This window comes from Aeromonas sp. FDAARGOS 1409 (genome assembly GCF_019048705.1).
In the GTDB taxonomy this organism is placed as follows: domain Bacteria; phylum Pseudomonadota; class Gammaproteobacteria; order Enterobacterales; family Aeromonadaceae; genus Aeromonas; species Aeromonas sanarellii.
Map to the genome: position 1 here is coordinate 908646 of NZ_CP077395.1, position 19514 is coordinate 928159.

General features: G+C 64.1%; 17 protein-coding genes and 1 pseudogene. 12 read left to right on the plus strand and 6 right to left on the minus strand.

What is annotated here, in order from left to right; genetic code table 11:
* Positions 1 to 549 precede the first annotated feature (549 nt).
* From I6L39_RS04325 to I6L39_RS04355, 7 genes are all read left to right on the plus strand, one after another.
* Positions 550 to 1449, plus strand: coding sequence for a LysR family transcriptional regulator ArgP (locus I6L39_RS04325; protein WP_216991131.1), 900 nt, complete (start codon positions 550 to 552; stop codon positions 1447 to 1449).
* 86 nt (positions 1450 to 1535) lie between these two features.
* Positions 1536 to 3557 carry an exoribonuclease II gene (locus I6L39_RS04330; RefSeq protein ID WP_216991132.1) on the plus strand — a complete coding sequence of 674 codons (2022 nt, stop codon included), beginning with the start codon at positions 1536 to 1538 and terminating at the stop codon, positions 3555 to 3557.
* Between the two features lie 660 nt (positions 3558 to 4217).
* Entirely contained in the window at positions 4218 to 6146 is a 1929-nt protein-coding gene (locus tag I6L39_RS04335) for a PTS mannitol transporter subunit IICBA (RefSeq protein WP_209793707.1), read from the plus strand.
* Between the two features lie 37 nt (positions 6147 to 6183).
* Positions 6184 to 7329 (plus strand): mannitol-1-phosphate 5-dehydrogenase, encoded by a 1146-nt coding sequence (locus tag I6L39_RS04340; RefSeq protein WP_182935173.1) that lies wholly within the window; start codon positions 6184 to 6186, stop codon positions 7327 to 7329.
* 116 nt (positions 7330 to 7445) lie between these two features.
* Positions 7446 to 7967 (plus strand): MltR family transcriptional regulator, encoded by a 522-nt coding sequence (locus I6L39_RS04345; RefSeq protein ID WP_042077582.1) that lies wholly within the window; start codon positions 7446 to 7448, stop codon positions 7965 to 7967.
* A gap of 95 nt (positions 7968 to 8062) precedes the next feature.
* A complete protein-coding gene (locus I6L39_RS04350; protein WP_216991133.1) occupies positions 8063 to 9844 on the plus strand; it encodes a sodium:proton antiporter in 1782 nt (593 codons plus the stop codon).
* A gap of 64 nt (positions 9845 to 9908) precedes the next feature.
* Complete coding sequence (locus I6L39_RS04355) at positions 9909 to 10157, plus strand: hypothetical protein (protein ID WP_042077579.1); 249 nt, start codon at positions 9909 to 9911, stop codon at positions 10155 to 10157.
* A 37-nt stretch (positions 10158 to 10194) separates the two neighbouring features.
* On the opposite strand, the gene I6L39_RS04360 is transcribed toward I6L39_RS04355, so the two are convergent.
* Both I6L39_RS04360 and zntB read right to left on the minus strand, forming a co-directional pair.
* Positions 10195 to 10713: a mechanosensitive ion channel domain-containing protein gene (locus I6L39_RS04360; protein WP_042077578.1), complete on the minus strand. Its 519-nt coding sequence runs from the start codon at positions 10711 to 10713 to the stop codon at positions 10195 to 10197.
* A gap of 9 nt (positions 10714 to 10722) precedes the next feature.
* The gene (gene zntB / locus I6L39_RS04365; RefSeq protein WP_042077577.1) at positions 10723 to 11715 is read right to left on the minus strand and encodes a zinc transporter ZntB; all 993 of its coding nucleotides are present in this window, start codon (positions 11713 to 11715) and stop codon (positions 10723 to 10725) included.
* A 104-nt stretch (positions 11716 to 11819) separates the two neighbouring features.
* Here zntB and I6L39_RS04370 point away from each other — a divergent pair, with 104 nt between their 5' ends.
* A complete protein-coding gene (locus I6L39_RS04370) occupies positions 11820 to 12269 on the plus strand; it encodes a YaiI/YqxD family protein (protein WP_042077576.1) in 450 nt (149 codons plus the stop codon).
* Between the two features lie 126 nt (positions 12270 to 12395).
* Here the strand turns inward: I6L39_RS04370 and I6L39_RS04375 are convergent, their stop codons facing one another.
* Positions 12396 to 13601 (minus strand): NupC/NupG family nucleoside CNT transporter, encoded by a 1206-nt coding sequence (locus I6L39_RS04375; RefSeq protein ID WP_209793710.1) that lies wholly within the window; start codon positions 13599 to 13601, stop codon positions 12396 to 12398.
* 563 nt (positions 13602 to 14164) lie between these two features.
* On the opposite strand from I6L39_RS04375, the gene dbpA reads away from it, so the two are divergent.
* From dbpA to I6L39_RS20230, 3 genes and pseudogenes are all read left to right on the plus strand, one after another.
* Entirely contained in the window at positions 14165 to 15544 is a 1380-nt protein-coding gene (gene dbpA, locus I6L39_RS04380) for an ATP-dependent RNA helicase DbpA (RefSeq protein WP_216991134.1), read from the plus strand.
* Between the two features lie 72 nt (positions 15545 to 15616).
* The gene (locus I6L39_RS04385) at positions 15617 to 15904 is read left to right on the plus strand and encodes a YkgJ family cysteine cluster protein (RefSeq protein ID WP_042077573.1); all 288 of its coding nucleotides are present in this window, start codon (positions 15617 to 15619) and stop codon (positions 15902 to 15904) included.
* A 34-nt stretch (positions 15905 to 15938) separates the two neighbouring features.
* Positions 15939 to 16046, plus strand: a pseudogene (locus I6L39_RS20230) (YkgJ family cysteine cluster protein); the annotation flags it as partial.
* Positions 16047 to 16086: 40 nt separating this feature from the next.
* Here I6L39_RS20230 and I6L39_RS04390 read toward each other — a convergent pair.
* Positions 16087 to 16482 carry a hypothetical protein gene (locus I6L39_RS04390; RefSeq protein WP_216991135.1) on the minus strand — a complete coding sequence of 132 codons (396 nt, stop codon included), beginning with the start codon at positions 16480 to 16482 and terminating at the stop codon, positions 16087 to 16089.
* Positions 16483 to 16756: 274 nt separating this feature from the next.
* On the opposite strand from I6L39_RS04390, the gene I6L39_RS04395 reads away from it, so the two are divergent.
* Positions 16757 to 18154, plus strand: a complete 1398-nt coding sequence (locus tag I6L39_RS04395) for a PepSY domain-containing protein (protein WP_216991136.1) — start codon at positions 16757 to 16759, stop codon at positions 18152 to 18154.
* A 66-nt stretch (positions 18155 to 18220) separates the two neighbouring features.
* Here I6L39_RS04395 and I6L39_RS04400 read toward each other — a convergent pair whose 3' ends face one another.
* Positions 18221 to 18439 (minus strand): DUF6500 family protein, encoded by a 219-nt coding sequence (locus tag I6L39_RS04400; RefSeq protein WP_042077569.1) that lies wholly within the window; start codon positions 18437 to 18439, stop codon positions 18221 to 18223.
* A 13-nt stretch (positions 18440 to 18452) separates the two neighbouring features.
* Positions 18453 to 19466, minus strand: coding sequence for a GTP-binding protein (locus tag I6L39_RS04405; protein WP_216991137.1), 1014 nt, complete (start codon positions 19464 to 19466; stop codon positions 18453 to 18455).
* Positions 19467 to 19514 lie beyond the last annotated feature (48 nt).

The following is a 19514-nucleotide window of genomic DNA, read 5'->3' on the forward strand; positions in this document are numbered from 1 at the left end:
CTGACAAGGCAGGGTGCTCGAATCTACCCCGACTTCGCTGGGCAGCCCTGCCCCATCCATGATGTGAGTCGCGCCTGAGGGAGCCTTAAAGCCGCACAGCCTCGGAGACTGCCTATGTTTCAGGGTCTCCCTCAGACCGTTGGGCCAGTGGTCGTCATCCCGTTCTGGACACACACAAGCAAGCGGGTTGCTTCATCTTGGCGGGACAAGCAGACACTTCTTTACTCTCCGTTCAAGCTGTCTATGGATGCGACCTTTACCTGCAGCACCGCTCACCCGTGCCAGCTTGTCCGCCAACGCCAGGCCGCCACATTCGCGTACCATCTGCTATCAACGGCGGCTCACACTTTGCCATGTCGGCACGCACTGCATCATCCCCCTCACACATTGCACCAGTATCCTTCGCAACGACTTGTTCCCTCGTTACCAGACACCAATAGATGACGCTTGCCTGCTGGGGTGGCCACCACCCGATCCGCGGCCGGGTTGTCCTCCCGCCGCCGCTCCAGTAGCATTCTTGCTCAATCCCCTTGTTCATAAGGAATGCTGATGAAGGCGTTGGACTACAAGCTGCTGCTGGCGCTGGATGCGGTGATGGAAGAGCAGAACTTCGAGCGGGCCGCCCAGCGCCTGCACCTCACCCAGTCCGCCATCTCCCAGCGCATCAAGCAGCTGGAGCAGCAGTTTGCCGAGCCGCTGCTCATCCGCAGCCAGCCGCTGCAGGCCACCGCGCTCGGCCAGAAGCTGCTGGCCCACTACCGCCAGGTGCGCCAGCTGGAGCTGGAGCTGGCAGGCGAGCTCTCCCCCGCCGAGCCCCAGGCGCCGATCCGGGTCAGCATCGCCGTCAACGCCGACAGCCTGGCCACCTGGTTCCTGCCCGCCCTGGCGCCGCTGCTGGAGCAGCACCCCATAGAGCTGAACCTGCTGGTGGACGACGAGAGCCGCACCCTGGACCGGGTGCGCGAGGGGCAGGCGTTCGGCGCCGTCAGCCTGCAACCCCAGCCCCTGGCTGGCTGCTGCGTCGACGAGCTCGGCGAGATGCGTTATCTGCTCACCGCCAGCCCCGCCTTCATCGCCCGCCACTTTCCCCGCGGCCTGACCCCGGAGGCGCTCGCCAAGGCGCCGGCGGTGGCCTTCGATCAACGGGACGACATGCATGTGAGCTTCATGGCCCGTCACTTTGCCCTCGCCCCCGGCGGCTACCCCTGCCACACGGTGCGATCCTCCGAGGCCTTCGTCGCCATGGCCGAGCAGGGGCTGGCCTGTTGCCTCATCCCGGAGCTGCAGATCCGCCGCCAGCTGGCCGAGGGCAGCCTGCTCGATCTCAGCCCGGAGCACCACCTGATAGAGCGACTCTACTGGCACCGCTGGGTGCTGGAACGGGGGCTGCACAAGCAGATCTCCCTACGCCTGATCCAGCAGGGGCGCCGGGCACTGCAACCGCGCTGAGGGGGCCATTCACCTTGGCTTTGGAGGGGTAAAAACGTATAGTGCTGGGCGATTAACCATCAGGTCTCCACTCAGGTTCCCCATTTATGTTCCAAGACAATCCGCTGCTGGCCCAGCTCAAGCAACAAATCCGCGAAAACATCCCCAAGAAAGAGGGTGTGATCCGCGCCTCCGATCGGGGCTTCGGCTTCCTGGAGGTCGATGAGAAGACCAGCTATTTCGTGCCGCCTCCCTACATGAAGAAGGTGATGCACGGCGACCGGGTGAGCGCCCTGATCCGTACCGAAAAAGAGAAGGAAGTGGCCGAGCCCGATGCCCTGCTGGAGCAGGCGGTGACCCGCTTCGTCGGCCGCGTGAAGATGTTCCGCGACCGCCTCAACGTGGTGCCGGACCACCCCCTCATCAAGGACGCCATCAAGGCCCGCGCCAAGAAGGGTCTGGACGAGAAGTCCTTCAAGGAAGGGGACTGGGTGGTCGCCACCCTCAAGCGCCACGCCCTGGTGGATGGCAACTTCTCCGCCGAGATCACCCAGCTCATCGCCACCCAGGAAGATCACAACGTGCCCTGGTGGGTAGTGCTGGCGCGCCACAACCTGGCCCAGATTGAACCGGCCGACCTGCCGGAGTGGAAGGTGATCGAAGAGGAAGAGCTGCCTCGCCGCGATCTGACCCAGGTCCCCTTCTTCACCATCGACGGCGCCAAGACCAAGGACATGGACGATGCCCTGGCCATCACCAAGCTGGAGAACGGCTGGGAGCTGCTGGTGGCCATCGCCGACCCGACTGCTTACGTGGCCGAAGGCAGCGAGCTGGACAAGGAGGCCGCCCAGCGCGCCTTCACCGTCTACATGCCGGGGCGCAACGTGCCCATGATCCCGCGCACCCTCTCCGACGAGCTCTGCTCCCTGAAGGAGGGCGAGGAGCGCAACACCCTGTGCGCCCGTCTGCTCATCGCCGAGGACGGCCTGCTGCTGGAGGAGACCGAGTTCTTCGCCGCCCGCATCGTCTCCCACGCCCGTCTCAGCTATGACGACGTCTCCGACTGGGCCGAACACGGCAAGGAGCTGGCCATCGACGCAGGTGTGCTGGCCCAGCTGCCCCTGATGAAGGCGATGACGGAGGCGCGCATCAAGTGGCGCACCGAGCACGCCCTGGTGTTCCCGGACAGACCCGACTACGACTTCGAGCTGGGTCAGGACGGCGAGGTGCTGGCGATCCACGTGGAGCCGCGCCGCATCGCGAACCGCATGGTGGAAGAGTCGATGATCGCCGCCAACATCTGCGCCGGCCGCGTGCTCGGCAAGCAGGTGGGCTACGGCATCTTCAACGTCCACACCGGCTTCGACGAGGAGTCCCTGGACGGCGCCATCGAGCTGCTGAAGACCGCAGAGGCGCCGTTCGAGAAGGAAGAGATCGCCAGCCTCTCCGGCTTCTGCGCCCTGCGCCGCTGGATCGACGGCCTGGACACCCGCTGGCTGGATGGCAAGATCCGCCGCTTCCAGAGCTATGCGCTGATGTCTGCCGAGCCCGGTGCCCACTACGGCCTGGGGCTGGACGCCTACGCCACCTGGACCTCCCCCATTCGCAAATACGGCGACATGGTCAACCATCGCCTGCTCAAGGCCGTCATCGCCGGCAAGACCCCGGGTGAACGCCCAAGCCTGGAGCTGACCGAGCACCTGACCGCCTGCCGCCGCCTGCACCGCATGGTGGAGCGCGACATCGGCGACTGGCTCTATGTCCGCTACCTCAAGGCCGATGCGGGCACCGACAAGGTGTTCAACGCCGAGATCATCGACGTGATGCGCGCCGGCCTCAAGCTGCGCCTGCAGGAGAACGGCGCCGTGGTCTTCATGCCCGCCCGCCATATCCTGGACAACAAGGACAGGCTGGAGTGCAACTGGGACAACGGCCGCGTCTATCTGGACAAGACCGAGGTGGTCTACGAGCTCGGCCAGATCATCGAGGTGAAGCTGACCGAGGCAGTGGAAGAGACCCGCTCCCTCATCGCCAAGCCGGCGGTGGATCTGGTGCCGGGCCCGGCGCCGGTGGCACCGGCCAGCGAAGCAGAGGCGGCGCCGACCGCCGAGGCACCCAAGGCGGAATAAACCCGCAGCCAGCCTTGTCCCGAAAAAGCCCGCTTCCCGCGGGCTTTTTCATGGGCGCGCCGCAGAGGCGGACCGCACCGGGATGGAAGGCGCAGCCGAACGCCCATTTTGCCATGCCGCCAGGAAGGGAATGGCAGCCACGGGAAGCGTCGGGAAGCGTCGGGAAGCGCAGAGGAAGGAAACAGGAGGAGTCATGCCGGAGGCGATCCCCCGGCGGCGAAAACTGAAAGTGGGTTACAGAATCACTGATTCATCGATAAATAATGGGTGATGGAGCCTGATCAATCGTTGCAGCTTGTCAATTGGATGACACAAGCCATGCTTCAATCGAGTACAAATTATCATTATGTGACGAGAATCACGTTGACACATGGTTTGCGCAAACAACAAAACGGGATTCAAATCACAAAAAATCGGAGAGAAAAGGCGAGGAGATCGAAATGTAACCGAAATACGGCGAATGATTGTGATCGACGTCACTGTGTATGGAGGGGGGAGGTCGGGGTATTTGAGACGCGGGTCACAATACCCCCCGTTTTCAGCCTAATTTGATTACAAGCTGGTAGATTGAAGTTGCTTAGACGACAGGGATGGGGTTCTGCAAAACCGACCATCCCCACTACCACCCTTAATCACACAGGCTTAAAACGGGGTCCCGACATGTTATCACCGGATACCAAAGTCAAGATACAGAATTTTGGACGCTTCCTGTCCAATATGGTCATGCCCAACATAGGCGCCTTCATCGCCTGGGGCTTCATCACCGCCCTCTTCATCCCCACCGGCTGGCTGCCGAACGAGACGCTGGCCAAGCTGGTCGGCCCCATGATCACCTACCTGCTGCCCCTGCTCATCGGCTATACCGGCGGCAAGCTGATCGGGGGTGACCGGGGTGCCGTGGTCGGTGCCATCACCACCATGGGCGTCATCGTGGGGACCGACATCCCCATGTTCATGGGCGCCATGATGGTCGGCCCGCTCGGTGGCTGGGCCATCAAGCGCTTCGACAAGGCGATGGAGGGTCGCGTCAAGAGCGGCTTCGAGATGCTGGTGAACAACTTCTCCGCCGGCATCATCGGTATGTTGCTCGCCATCCTCGCCTTCTTCGTGATCGGTCCCTTCGTCAAGGTGCTCTCCGGTGCCCTGGCCGGCGGCGTCGACTTCCTGGTCGCCCACGGCCTGCTGCCGCTCACCTCCATCTTCGTCGAGCCGGCCAAGATCCTGTTCCTGAACAACGCCATCAACCACGGCATCTTCTCGCCGCTGGGCATCCAGCAGGCCACCGAACAGGGCCGCTCCATCTTCTTCCTGATTGAAGCCAACCCGGGCCCGGGCCTCGGCGTGCTGCTGGCCTACATGGTGTTCGGTCGCGGTGCCGCCAAGCAGTCCGCTGCCGGAGCCTCCATCATCCACTTCTTCGGCGGCATCCACGAGATCTACTTCCCCTACGTGCTGATGAACCCGCGCCTCATCCTGGCGGTGATCGCCGGCGGCATGACCGGGGTCTTCACCCTGACCCTGTTCAACGCAGGCCTGGTCTCCCCCGCCTCGCCGGGCTCCATCTTCGCCGTGTTGCTGATGACGCCGAAAGCCTCCCTGATCGGGGTGCTGCTCTCCATCATCGCCGCCGCCACCGTCTCCTTCCTGGTCGCCGCCGTGTTCGTCCGTGCCCAGCAGCCGGAAGCCGACGAGGCCGATGCCCTGGGTGAAGCCACCCGCAAGATGAAGGCCATGAAGGGTGCCAAGCCCGAGACCACCGCGGCCAAGAAGCCGGGTGCCGAGCTCACTGCGGTGCGCAACATCGTCGTTGCCTGCGATGCGGGCATGGGTTCCAGCGCCATGGGTGCCGGCATGCTGCGCAAGCGGGTGCAGGCCGCCGGCCTCGACATCAGCGTCACCAACCGTGCCATCAACAACCTGGACGATCAGGTGGATCTGGTCATCACCCACAAGGATCTGACCGACCGTGCCCGTCGCCACGCGCCGCACGCCCGTCACATCTCCCTCTCCAACTTCCTCGACAATGCCCTCTATCAGGAGTTGGTGCAGAACCTCACCCTGGCCAACGCGGCCAACGACGACGTGGCCAACCCGCAGCTGCTGGTGGCGGCCAACGACGACAGCTACGAGCCGCAAGCCAGCGAGGTCTTCACCCTGAGCCTGCAGGACGTGCATCTGGGCCTCAAGGCCGACAACAAGGAGGCCGCCATCCTGGCCGCCGGCAGGTTGCTGGCCGAGCGCGGCTACGTGGCACCGGACTATGTCGACGCCATGCTGGAGCGGGAGAAGCTGGTCTCCACCTACCTCGGCGAGTCCATCGCCGTGCCCCACGGCACCATAGCCGCCAAGGAGCACGTCAAGCGCACCGGCATCGTCATCTGCCAGTACCCGGCCGGGGTCGCCTTCGGCGAGTCCGCCGACGAGGTGGCGCGCCTGGTCATCGGCATCGCCGCCCGCAACGATGAACACATTCAGGTCATAACCCGCCTGACCAATGCACTGGACGAACCCGGTCTCGTCGACCGCCTGGCCAGTACCCAGGATCCTCAGGAGTTCCTGGACTTGCTGGGCGCCGAACAGGCTGCCTGATCATCCGTCATCGTCTTTGGTTATAGAGGTTAATATCATGAAAACATTGCATTTTGGTGCCGGCAACATAGGTCGTGGCTTCATCGGCAAACTGCTGGCGGACGCCAGCCACCAGGTCACCTTCGCCGACGTCAACGAGACCCTGATCGATCAGCTCAACCACCGCCAGGAGTACAAGGTGCACGTGGTGGGCACGGATCAGAAGCTGGACGTGGTGCGCAACGTGGCGGCGGTCAGTTCCGCCGGCCACGAGGTGATCGCCCGCATCATCACCGCCGATCTGGTGACCACCGCGGTCGGCCCCAACATCCTGGACAAGATTGCCAGCACCCTGGCCAAGGGGCTGCAGGCCCGCTTCGATGCCGGCAACCTGACCCCGCTCAACGTCATCGCCTGCGAGAACATGGTGCGCGGCACCAGCCACCTCAAGCAGGAGGTACTCAAGTATCTGCCGGTCGCGTATCATGCCACCCTCGAAAACTGTGTCGGCTTCGTCGACTCGGCGGTGGATCGCATAGTCCCGCCGGCGGCGGCGAACGACGATCCCCTGGAAGTGACGGTGGAGAGTTTCAGCGAGTGGATCGTCGACCAGACCCAGTTCAAGGGGGAGCTGCCCCAGGTGGCGGGCATGGAGCCCACCGACAACCTGATGGCCTTCGTCGAGCGCAAGCTGTTCACCCTCAATACCGGCCACATCGTCACCGCCTACCTCGGCAAGCTCAGGGGCTATGGCACCATCCGCGAGGCGATCGAGGATCCGCTGATCCGCAGCAAGGTGCGCCGCGCCATGGAGGAGAGCGGAGCCGTGCTGGTGAAGCGCTACGGTTTCGACCCGCGCCTGCACGCCGCCTACATCGAGAAGATCCTGGCCCGCTTCGCCAACCCCTATCTGGTGGACGAGATCGACCGGGTCGGCCGCCAGCCACTGCGCAAGCTGTCGGCGGGGGACAGGCTGGTGAAGCCGCTGCTCGGCACCCTGGAGTACGGCCTGCCGAGCGATCACCTGCAGGAGGGCATCGCGGCGGCGCTGCACTACCACAATGCCGACGATCCCCAGGCAGTGGAGCTCCAGTCCCTGCTCGCGGAGCTGGGCCCGGCCCGGGCCCTGGCCAGGGTGACCGGCCTGGATGAAAACAGCGATGTCGTGCGCACCATAGTCGCCCGCTACAACAACTTGAAGTGACCCTATGGGGTGCCTTCACCGCCGCCGGTCAGCGCAGACCGGCCAGTGAGGCACCCCATACGATAACACCGGGGAAGAGCCTGACTCTCCCCCTGTCAGCCGGACCCTAGAGACCTATGACCACACACCAGGAAGATGATGTACTGGAGCGACTGAACGAGCAGGACGGCCCCCGCGGCTTCTTTCTCGAGGTCGTGACCATCCTGGAAGAGGCGGTCGACTCCCTGATGCGGCGAGCCTTTCGCCAGGAGGAGTATGCCGTCAAATACGCCATCGAGCCCCTGCTCAACCAGAGCGGCCCCCTCGGCCAGCTGGAAGTGCGCCTCAAGCTCATCTTCGCCCTCGGCCTCATCTCCCTCGAGCGCTATCAGGATCTCGAGGCCTACCTGAAGATCCGCGATTTTCTGGTGCGCGATCCCAAGGATTACCGCTTCAGCGACAAGCCGATCCGGGATCTGCTGGCTCGCCTCCATGGCATCAATCAGGGCAGCATGATGCCGCAGGATCCGCCGGCCAACGAGGAGGACTGGCCCCTCTACCAGATGCAGCTCAACCGGCTCGATCAGATGGTGCGCTCGGCCCTGGTGCTGGCGGTGACCGACTGTGTCACCGAGCTCCACAAAGAGAGTCCCATCTGATCGGGACCGTCCGCTGAGGGCCCACCCACAGGGTGTCAATTTGCCCTCCCTCCCCGCTACACTAGGTCCAACCCCATCATCTGTCCGAGGTTGGCATGATTGCACTCTCCCTCGCCGGGATCGCCTTGATCTCCCTGCTGGCCCAGTGGCTCGCCTGGTCGCTGCGCGTCCCCGCCATCCTGTTCCTGCTGCTGAGCGGCCTGCTGCTCGGTCCGATCACGGGCGCGCTCGACCCGGATCTGTTGCTGGGGGAGCTGCTGTTTCCCCTGGTCTCCCTCTCGGTCGCCATCATCCTGTTCGAAGGGGCGCTGACCCTGCACCTGACCGAACTCAAGGGGATCGGCAAGGTGGTGCGCAACCTCTGTTCGGTGGGCATGCTGGCCAGCTTCGCCGTCATCGGTGTCGCCAGCTACTTCCTGCTCGGGCTGGACTGGCGGGTCGCCATGGTGCTCGGCGCCGTGCTGGTGGTCACCGGCCCCACCGTGGTCGCCCCCATGCTCAACGTGATCCGGCCGGTGCGGGAGGTGGACAAGATCCTGCGCTGGGAGGGGATCGTCATCGACCCCATCGGCGCCCTGTTCGCGGTGCTGGTGTTCGAGGCGGTGCGCCTCGGCAGCCAGAGCGACGTGCTCGGCCACACCCTGCTGGCGCTGGCCAAGACGGTGGGGGTGGGGTCGCTCATCGGGGCGGCCGCCGGCTGGCTCACTACCCTGCTGATCCGCAAGGACTGGTTGCCGGTCAGCCTGCACAAGTTCGGTGTGCTGGCGCTGGTGCTGGTCACCTTCACCCTGTCTGACTGGCTCAGCCACGAGTCCGGCCTGCTGGCGGTGACCGTGTTCGGCATCTGGCTCGCCAATCAGGAGGGGCTGGATCTGGAGGAGGTGCTCGCCTTCAAGGAGGACCTTGCCGTCATCCTCATCTCCTCCCTCTTCATCCTGCTGGCGGCCCGCCTCGATCTGGCCCAGCTCTGGCAGCTCGGCCCCATGGTGCTGGCGCTGCTGTGCGTGGTGCAGTTCGTCGCCCGCCCGCTCTGCATCCTGGTCTCGACCTGGGGGTCGGACCTGCCCTGGCGGGCGCGGGCCCTGCTCGGCTGGATAGCGCCCCGCGGCATAGTGGCGGCGGCGGTCAGCGCCTCCTTCGCCATCAGCCTGCACCAGGCCGGCATCGCGGATGCCGACAAGCTGGTGCCCCTGGTGTTTGCCGTCATCATCTTCACCGTGGTGTTGCAGAGCCTGACGGCCACCCCCCTGGCCCGGCTGCTCGGCATGCGCCAGAGCGCGCCCAACATCTGGCTGCTGATCGGCGCCAACTCGGTGGCCCGCGCCATAGGCCGGGCGCTGGCGGATCAGGGCATCCCCGTCCATCTCTCGGATCCGGCCTGGGAGCACTGCAAGCTGGCCCGCATGAGCGGTCTGCCCTGCTATTTCGGCAACCCGCAGTCGGAGCACGCCGAGCTGCACCTGCCCCTCACCAGCATCAATACGGTGCTCGCCCTCTCCCCCAACCGCCACAACAACGCCCTCGGCGTGCTGCATTTTGCCCACCTGTACGGGGAGGAGAAGGTCCACTCCCTGCGCTCCAGCGAGCAGCATGGCAAGGCGAACCGGGAGAGCGCCACCTTCCGCGCCCGCCAGCACCTGTTCGGCCCCGACGTCAATTTCGCCCGCCTGAGCGGCCTGCTGAGCCGGGGCGGCCAGATCAGGGCCACCAGGCTGAGCGACGCCTTTGACTGGGGCCAGTACCAGGACGCCAATCCGGGCGCCATCCCCCTGTTCGTGCTGGATGCCAGGGGCAGGCCCAGGGTCGTCACCGGTCCCGTCGCCCCCCTGGCAGGGGAGCTGCTGATCGCCCTGCAACCGCCCAGGGAGGCGGGATGAAGGGGGCGCATCCTTGGCTGCGAGCTAGACTTGAGGGTGGCGCCATGAGTCACAGGAGGATGTCATGACAGTCAGCGAATTGCGTGCGCTTCACCAGCAGCACAGGTTCAGGGAGGCGGAGATCATGCACGACATCATCGCGCCCGGCTGGATCGTGGAGTTTCGGGGGCAGGACGGCCATCTCTACGTGATGACGGATACCCTGGGGTGTCCCATGAGCTTCTCCTCCACCGAGGAGGCTCGCGACCACATCCATCTGGTGGCCGATTGCCCCATCCAGGTCGAACACCTCTACCGCTTCTTCGAGCGTTGAGCCCCCGACCAGCAGAAGGCTCCCGCGGGAGCCTTCTTCATTCCGGTTGCAGGGGTTCAACCTCCTTGCCCTCCAGCCGCCTGACCGGCTTTTGCAGGATCAGGTTGGCCGGGTAGGTGACCAGATCGCCGTTGTCATCCCGCACCCGCACATAGAAGAGGCCGATCTCGGTGATGACGCCGGTGACGGAATCGTCCTTGTCCAGGATGCGGATCCGGTCGCCGATCTTGTAGGGGAAGGCGAAGAAGATGGTGATGCTGGCGGTGATGTTGGAGAGGATCGACCACTGGGCCACCATGGCGACGCCGAGCACCGCGAAGAAGGAGGAGGCGAGCACCACCAGCCGGGAGAAGTCGAGCCCCCAGACCCCCGCCAGGATCAGCAGGGTGGCGCAGCCGAGCAGGAAATGGAACACGTGCTCCACATAGATCACCCGGTTCTCGCTCACCTGCCGGCTCTGGCCAAGGGCCATCAGGCTCTTGTGGATGAGGCCGCGGATCAGGGTGTGACCCAGCAGCAACAGCAGGGTCCAGCCAAAAGATTCCCATGTCGTCATGTTCACTCCTTACCACCAGCGCCTGTGCTTGAGCCAGACCGCGAGTCCGGTCGCCAGCGCCAGCAGGGAACCACAGAAGACCCAGAAGGCGGTCGGGCTCTCGGCCCCCGGCATGCCCCCCAGGTTGATGCCGAACAGGCCGGTCAGGAAGCTGGCGGGCAGGAACAGCAGCGCCATCACCGACATCTGGTAGGCGCGGCGGTTGGTCGCCTCCGCCATCAGGTTGTTGATCTCGTCCGCCAGCACGGCGGTGCGCGCCACGCCGGCATCCAGATCGTCAAGCCAGCGCCGCAGGCGATCGGCGATGTCGAGCAGGCGCCGCCTGTCGTCCTCGTCCAGCCAGCTGATCTTCTCGTTAGCCAGGCGCGCGACCAGATCCCGCTGGGGGGAGAGGTAGCGGCGGATCATGATGAGCTGCTTGCGGATCCGTGCCAGCCGGCCATTGGGGGGCAGATCGCGCATCAGCACCATCTCCTCCAGATCCAGGATCTGATCGTGCAGCTCCTCGACGAACTCCCCGGCCCTGTCGGTCAGGGCATCGCAGATCTCCACCAGCCAGTCGGCGGGGGAGTCGGCGCCTCCCCCCAGCGTCAACTGCTCGAACACGTCCTTCTCGGAGAGCAGCGGACGGCGGCGACTGCTGATGATGAGATCCGGCGTGATGTAGATGCGCAGCGCCACCATCTCTTCGGGTCTGTGATCCTTGTTGTGGTTGATGCCCCGCAGGATCAGCAGCACCGTCTCCCCCATCCGCACCAGCTTGGGCCTGTTGCTCTGGCCGAGCAGGGCTTCGCGCGCCGCCTCCCCCAGCAAGGGGGTCTGCAGCAGCCAGCGCGCGGCCTCCGGGTTGCCGTAATCCAGATGCAGCCAGCCGGGCTGGGCTGCCGGAATCTCGCTGCCCGCCGCCAGCGGCTGCATGCCTCCCTTGCCATCCAGGGTCAGGCCATAAATCACGTCACTGGGCACCCGATCCATCCACACGTCCTTCTCGCTCATGGTCATCGGCCCAGCTTACACCAAAGCCGGGCCCGACTCAGCCCCGGGGCAGCCGCCCCGCACCGGCCGTGCTAAGATGCCGCCTCGCCTCAGACACAGGAAACCATGCCATGCCCATCTGGGTTGATGCCGATGCCTGCCCGCTCCCAATCAAGGAGATCCTCTACCGCGCCGCCCACCGCGCCCAGGTCGTCACCACCCTAGTGGCGAATCAGGGGTTGCGGGTACCCCCCTCCCCCTTCATCAAGACCCAGCAGGTGGAGAAGGGGTTCGATGTGGCGGATCATGTCATCGCCCAGCAGGTCAAACCCGGCGATCTGGTGATCACCGGCGACATCCCCCTCGCCTCCTGGGTGATCGATGCCGGGGGCGAGGCGCTCAACCCCCGCGGCGAGATCTACACCCGCGAAACCATCAAGGCGCGCCTCGGCATGCGCAACTTCATGGAAGAACTGCGCTCAGCCGGGGTGCAGACCGGCGGCCCCGCCCCCCTCAACGCCGCCGACAAGCAGCGCTTCGCCAATGCGCTGGACAAGTGGCTGGTCAGGGGCAAGCTCTGACCCCTGCCCCACGCCGTCTGACAGGGCCAGGCCCTGCCCCTTGTGGACGGCCTGAGACCGCCAGACGCCCAAAAAACAACCCCCTGCCGAGGCAGGGGGTTGTCAGCGCGAGCGCGGAGGGATGAGTTAGAGCATCACACCGGCGATGACGGCGGAGAGCAGGCTCACCAGGGTGGAGCCGTAGACCAGCTTCAGGCCGAAGCGGGAGACCATGTTGCCCTTCTCTTCGTTCAGCGCCTTCACTGCACCGGCGATGATGCCGATGGAGCTGAAGTTGGCGAACGACACCATGAAGATGGAGAGCATGCCGACGGTACGCGGGGAGAGCTCGGCGGCGATCTTGCCGAGATCCATCATGGCCACGAACTCGTTGGTCACCAGCTTGGTCGCCATGATGGAGCCGGCCTGCAGCGCCTCACCGCTCGGGATGCCCAGGATCCAGGCGATGGGGTAGAAGATGTAGCCCATGACGTGCTGGAAGTTGACCCCAAATGCCGCCTCGAACAGGAAGTTGATGAGGGCGATCAGGGCGATGAAGCCCACCAGCATGGCACCGACGATGACCGCCACGGTGAAACCGGCCATGATGTATTCGCCCAGCATCTCGAAGAAGTTCTCCTGCTTCGGGGTGTGGTGCTCGTCACCCTCGGCCAGCGCCTTGGCGTCGGTCACGGTATTGTCCGGCTCGTAGGGGTTGATCAGCGACAGCACGATGAAGGTGCTGAACATGTTGAGCACCAGGGCCGCCACCACGTAGCGCGGCTCGATCATCTGCATGTAGGCGCCGACGATGGACATGGAGACGGTGGACATGGCGGTCGCCGCCAGGGTGTACATCTGCTTCTCGTTCAGGTGCGGCAGCACGTTTTTCAGCGCGATGAAGTTCTCGGACTGGCCGACGATCATGGAGCTGATGGCGTTGAAGGACTCCAGCTTGCCCATGCCGTTGATCTTGGCCAGCACGGTGCCGATGCCGCGAATGACGATGGGCAGCAGGCGGATGTACTGCAGGATGCCGATCAGCACGGAGATGAAGACGATGGGCATCAGCACCATCAGGAAGAAGGAGAAGGCCCCCTCGTTCATCAGGCCGCCGAACACGAAGTCGGTCCCCTGCTTGGCAAACTCCATCAGCTTGGTGAAACCGGCGGCGAACCCGCCGATGACGGCCAGACCCACTTCGGAGTTCAGCATGAACCAGGCGAGCGCCAGCTCCACCACTAGCAGTTGACCGATGTAGCGCGGCTTGATCTGTTTCCAGTTGCGGCGGTTTGCCAGCAACGCCAGAGCCAGGACCATCACGAGTCCGAGCACAAAGTGAACGTATTCCATACCTGTAGCACCTGAGTGAATTGTAATTTTTGACCGGCGCCATCATAGACATTTGCACATTTAAAAATCTGATAGCCATCACAATCCGCGGTAAAAATATGCATGCAGGATAATACAAACGTTTTTAAATTAATTAAACAATTTCGCCGAAATCCAACTGTAGCTCAATGAACAATTAAATTGTTACAAAACAATAACTTAATAATAAGCCACTCCACTTTAAAGGCCTATTTTCACAGCAGCATTACATCCCTTTAAAATTCACACAGTGGCGTCGCAGCCAACCTGTCAAATTTACGGCCGGTTTATTTAATCAAGGCGAAATGACAAACGTTTATCTTATTTGCAATGAATGATGACGGCGCCATCAACCTATTTCCACGACCGTGGGATTGTGATTCGCATGATCCCCGCCCGGCTGGCAGCCCAGACTCCCCTGCCGGGGCGGGAAGGCAGGTACCCGCACTGTCGCTCAAATTTGCGCCACATCCGGCGGGGGATTCTGGTACAATGTGCGCCCCTGCGCCCGGCGCAGCCCGTTTTCTCCGATATAGAGTCCTTTTGTGAACAACAGCGAATTTAGCAGCCTCACCCTCTCCCCCGCCCTGCAAGAGAACCTCGTCAGCCTGGGCTATCTGCAGATGACCCCGATCCAGGCCCAGAGCCTGCCCCTAGTACTCGACGGCAAAGATTTGATCGCCAAGGCGAAAACCGGCAGCGGCAAGACAGCCGCCTTCGGCCTGGGTCTGCTGGCCAAGCTGGACGTCAACCGGCTCGAGGTACAGGCCCTGGTGCTCTGCCCGACCCGCGAACTGGCGGATCAGGTGGCCACCGAGATACGCCGCCTCGCCCGCACCCTGCCCAACGTCAAGCTGGTGACCCTGTGCGGCGGCACCCCGACCGCCCCGCAATCGGCCACCCTGGGCTTCGGTGCCCACATCGCCGTCGGCACCCCGGGCCGGATCCTCAAGCACCTGGAGCAGGGCACCCTGGATCTGGATGGCCTCCAGACCCTGGTGCTGGACGAGGCGGATCGCATGCTGGACATGGGCTTTGGCGAGGACATCAACCGGGTCATAGGCTATGCCCCGCACGAGCGTCAGACTCTGCTCTTCTCCGCCACCTATCCGGAGGGGATCGCCCGGATGAGCCGCGGCGTGCAGCGCAACCCGGTCGAGGTGAGCGTGGAGTCGCTCCATGAAGAGAGCGCCATCGCGCAGACGCTGTACGAAGTGCCGGCCGGCCAACGCCTGGACGCGCTCACCTGGCTGCTGAGCCACTATCAGCCGGGCTCCTGCGTGGTGTTCTGCAACACCAAGCGCGCCTGCAACGAGGTGGCCGACCATCTGGCCGCCAAGGGCTTCTCGGCGCTGGCGCTGAACGGCGATCTGGAGCAGCGCGAGCGGGATCAGGTGCTGGTGCGCTTCGCCAACGGCAGCGCCACCATACTGGTGGCCACCGACGTGGCCGCCCGCGGGCTCGACATCAAGGAGCTGGGCGCCGTCATCAACTACGAGCTGACCTACGACCCGGAAGTGCATGTGCACCGCATCGGCCGCACCGGTCGCGCCGGTCAGCAGGGCCTGGCCCTGAGCCTCTACCAGCCCAACGAGGCCCAGCGCGTCAACTTTATCGAGGAGTACCAGAAAGCGCCGATGCCGCTTGGCGATCTCGACGGGATAGGCCGCGAGATCAAGCCGATCGCGCCGCAGATGGTGACCCTCTCCATCGACGCGGGCCGCAAGAGCAAGGTGCGCGCCGGCGACATCCTGGGCGCCCTGACCGGCGAAGGCGGCATTGCCGGGGCCGACGTCGGCAAGATCCAGATCGCCGAGCAGTACTCCTACGTCGCGGTCAGACAGGGCGCGGCCAAGGCGGCGCTCAAGCGACTGCAGGAAGGCAAGATCAAGGGGCGCAGCTACCGTGCCCGCAAACTGGGCTAAGGTTCAGACCACAGGCGCCGCACCGGCGCCTGTTTCCTATTCTTCCGTGCCCATGACGGCGAGGCAGGTGCCATGACCCGGACAACTCCCGAAGTAAGCTGCCAGAACTGCGAGGCGTGCTGCTGCCGTCTCGAGGTGATGCTGTTTACCGATACCGGCGTGCCGGACCGCTATGTCGAAGAGCGGGAAGGCGAGGTGCCCGTGATGCACCGGCTGGAAGATGGCTGGTGCGCGGCGCTCGACCGGAACACCATGATGTGCCGCATCTACGAGGTACGCCCGCTGATCTGCCGCGAATTCGAGATGGGTGAGCCCGACTGTCTCGACGAACGGGACAAGTGGTTTATCACGTTGAGTTAATCCGCTGAAGGGCGCTCGTTCGCCACTCCCCGCGATGATGTGCAGCATCCATGAGGTATGCCCGCTGATCTGCTGCGAATTCGAGATGGGTGAGCCCGACTGTCTCGACGAACGGGACAAGTGGTTTATCACGTTGAGTTAATCCGCTGAAGGGCGCTCGACCGCCACTCCCTTGATGTCGTTCAGACAACCTCGGCCAGCTGCTGTTCCAGCCAGAGCAGCGCCTCATCAGTCTGCTCGAAGTAGCGGATCCCCTGAAACGGCAACTCGTGAAAGACCCGATCCGCCAGATAGCGCTTGAACCCGCCCGTCACCACCACCGCCAGAAAGGCACAGCCGTGGGTGGCACACCAGCCAAACTGGCGGCGAAAGCGCGCCAGCACCTCGGGCCCGGCCGCCTCGAACTCGGTCGCCACCTCGACTATGCCCCAGGGCGCGGCATGCAGGCTGGCGATCTGCTGGCTGAACTGCGCCTCATAGGCCATGGCCCCCGCCAGATTGAAGGGGCCGCTCGGACGGCAGATCAGCACCTGCCCCCGTCGCTGCATCTCGAAATGGCCGTGTGGTTTCAACGTCACGCCAGTCTCCTTCCTTGGATCCTTCCCGACTTCACCCAAAGGGTGGCATGTTGCAACAAGGTAAGGATTTATCTGCAGAAAGTCCATTTTGGCGGCGGCAGTCCCGCGCTCTCGACCATGCCCCCCGGCCGCAAGACCCCATGTGTTTCGCCTTTCTGCCCCCCCGCGACGCCCGTGCCATGTTCTGTTGCAGTTAACAAAACGTTGCTGCTATCATCCGCGCCGACAAACCTTCCACCAACTGCAATGTTTGCCCTTGCCGCAAGGATCCGAGATGAAAACCCGAGATACGAACCACTACCAGAGGATCTGGCGCTGGCACTTCTATGCCGGGCTCTTCGTCGCCCCCTTTCTGATCCTGCTCTCGCTGACCGGGATCGTCTATCTGTTCAAGCCCCAGCTCGACAATCTGATGTACCCCGAGCTGATGAAGGTGGCCCCCAGCACTCAGACCCTGAGCGCAGACCAGCTGCTGGCCAAGGCGATGATGGCCATTCCGGACGCCAGCCTGAGCAAGTACCTGCCCCCCGCGGCCCCGGACCAGAGCGCCCAGTTTATCGTCCGCCAGCAGGGTCATGAGTTGACCCTGTTCATGGATCCCGCCAGCGGCGCCCTGCTCGGCACCCAGGATAACCAGTGGAACCTGCAGGCGGTGGCGCGGGCCCTGCACGCCGATCTGCTGATCGGCACCACGGGGGATCGCCTGATAGAGCTGGCCGCCGGCTGGGGAATAGTGTTGCTCGTCAGCGGCCTCTATCTCTGGTGGCCGCGCAAGGGTCCCGGGGTGGGCGGCATCCTCTGGCCCAGGGCGAACCAGAAGGGACGCCTCTGGTGGCGCGATCTGCACGCCGTGGTCGGCTTCTGGGGGGCGGGCTTCCTGTTGCTGCTGCTCTTGAGCGGCATGACCTGGACCGGCTTCTGGGGGGATCAGTTCGCCAACCTCTGGAACCGCTTCCCCGCGGCCATGTGGAACGAGGTGCCCAAATCCGCCCCCCTGACCCGCAGCCTCAACCATGCCCATGAGCAGACCGTGCCCTGGGGGGCAGAGACCCTGCCCATGCCGAGCTCCCAACCCAAGCCCGAGAGCCACGACCACGGCGCCATGAACCATGGCGGCGGCCACCAGGGCATAGTGATGGCCAGCCACCGCATCCCGCTGCAGCAGGTGGTGGAGATCGCCAGGGAGCGCCGGGTCACCCCGGGCTACAGCATCACACCGCCGACCGGCGAGCACGGCGTCTACACCATCGCTGTCTTTGCCGACGATCCCCGCAACGACGCCACCCTGCACATCGACCAGTACAGCGGCAAGGTGCTGGCGGACGTGCGCTGGCAGGATTACGGCCCGGTCGCCAAGACGGTGGAGACCGGCGTCATGCTGCACATGGGCAAGATGTATGGCTGGCCTCACCAGCTCGTCATGCTCCTCATCTGCCTGATGATCCTGGCAAGCTCGGCAAGCGGGCTCTGGATCTGGTGGCGCCGCCGCCCGACAGGCCGACTCGCCGCGCCCCCCCTGCCCGCCAGGCTGCCCCCCATGCGCGGTGCCATCGCCGTGCTGGTGCTGCTCGGAGCCGCCTTCCCCCTGGTCGGTGCCTCCATGGTGGTCATCTGGCTGCTGGACACCCTGCTCTTCTCCCGCCGCTCGAGGGAACTGGCGCAGGCCGAGTGAGGCCAGACGCCGGGACTGACGAAGGAAGGGCTTCTTGTCAGAAGCCCTTCCTGTCTCATCGCACCGTCATTCCATGCTCTCAACCAGCCTGATTATCTTCCTCGCCTTCTCGAAGTGGTCTAGTCGATGGGTCTGGATCCACCAGGTCGCGGCCTCCATCAGCAGATCGGGATCATCATTCCTGTTGGCGAAAAACGCATAGAAGGAGACGCCAACCTCCTCCCCCTTCTGCGCGATTTTCTTCTGGCAAACCTGGATCATCTTCTCTCTCAGCGATGCGCGCATCGGCGGCTCTCCCTCACTCCTGTGTCTGCAGAAAGTCTGCCCGCAGCACCTCGACGGGCAGGTAGCGGCCGATGATCACCAGACGCGACCGGGGCGTCTCATCCCCCCAAGGGGAGCCGTAATCGAAGCCCGCCACCCTGTGCACCCCCTGCACGATCAGGCGGCGCGGCTCCCCGGCGATGGCCAGCACTCCCTTGTAGCGCAACATGTCGTTGCCATGCTGCTCGATGCAGGACTCCATGAAGGCCCCTATCTTCTTCAAGTCCAGCTCGCCCCCCTCGAACAGCTGGGCCGAGATGGCGTCGTGCCAGGAGCGGGGACGGGCCGAGAGGGGACCAAATGCCTCCAGGCCCAGGTCACCACCGCGCACTATCCTGATGCCCTGGCTCAGGCTCAGCTCGTCGCTCAGGGTGAAGGCATCGAGATCCAGCCAGAGCGCGGCCGGGCACTCCCCCCGCACTATGTCGAGGATCTGGGCCCTGGCATTGATCTTGTGGATCCGGGCGATGGCGGCTGCCCGCGTCGCCTCGTCCACCCTGTCGGTCTTGGTGAGCAGGATACGGTCGGCGAAGCCGAGCTGGGCCGCCGCCACCGGATGCTCATCCAGCTGACGGCCGATATGTTCACAGTCGGCCAGGGTGATGACGGCATCCAGGCGCAGGGCATCCCGCAGCGCCTCTTCAACGAAGAAGGTCTGAATGATGGGGGCGGGATCGGCGAGCCCCGTGGTCTCGACGATCAGTCGCTCGAACTGCAACTCCCCCGTCGCCCGCCGGGCCAGCAGATCCCTCAGGGCAGCGCCGAACTCCCCGCGCACGCTGCAGCAGACGCAGCCGTTGCTGAGCTCCACCACGCTGACCCCGGCGCCTCCCTCCAGCAGGGAGCCGTCGATATTGGCGGCGCCAAACTCGTTCTCGAGAATGGCCACCGAGGCGTCGCCATGGTGGCGCAGGAAGTGGTTGAGCAGGGTGGTCTTGCCGGCACCGAGAAAACCGGTCAGCAAGGTGACCGCTACAGCTTGCGTCATGATGGGAGTCCTATAGTAAGGGAATGAATTGCAGTGCCCGCTATCGCT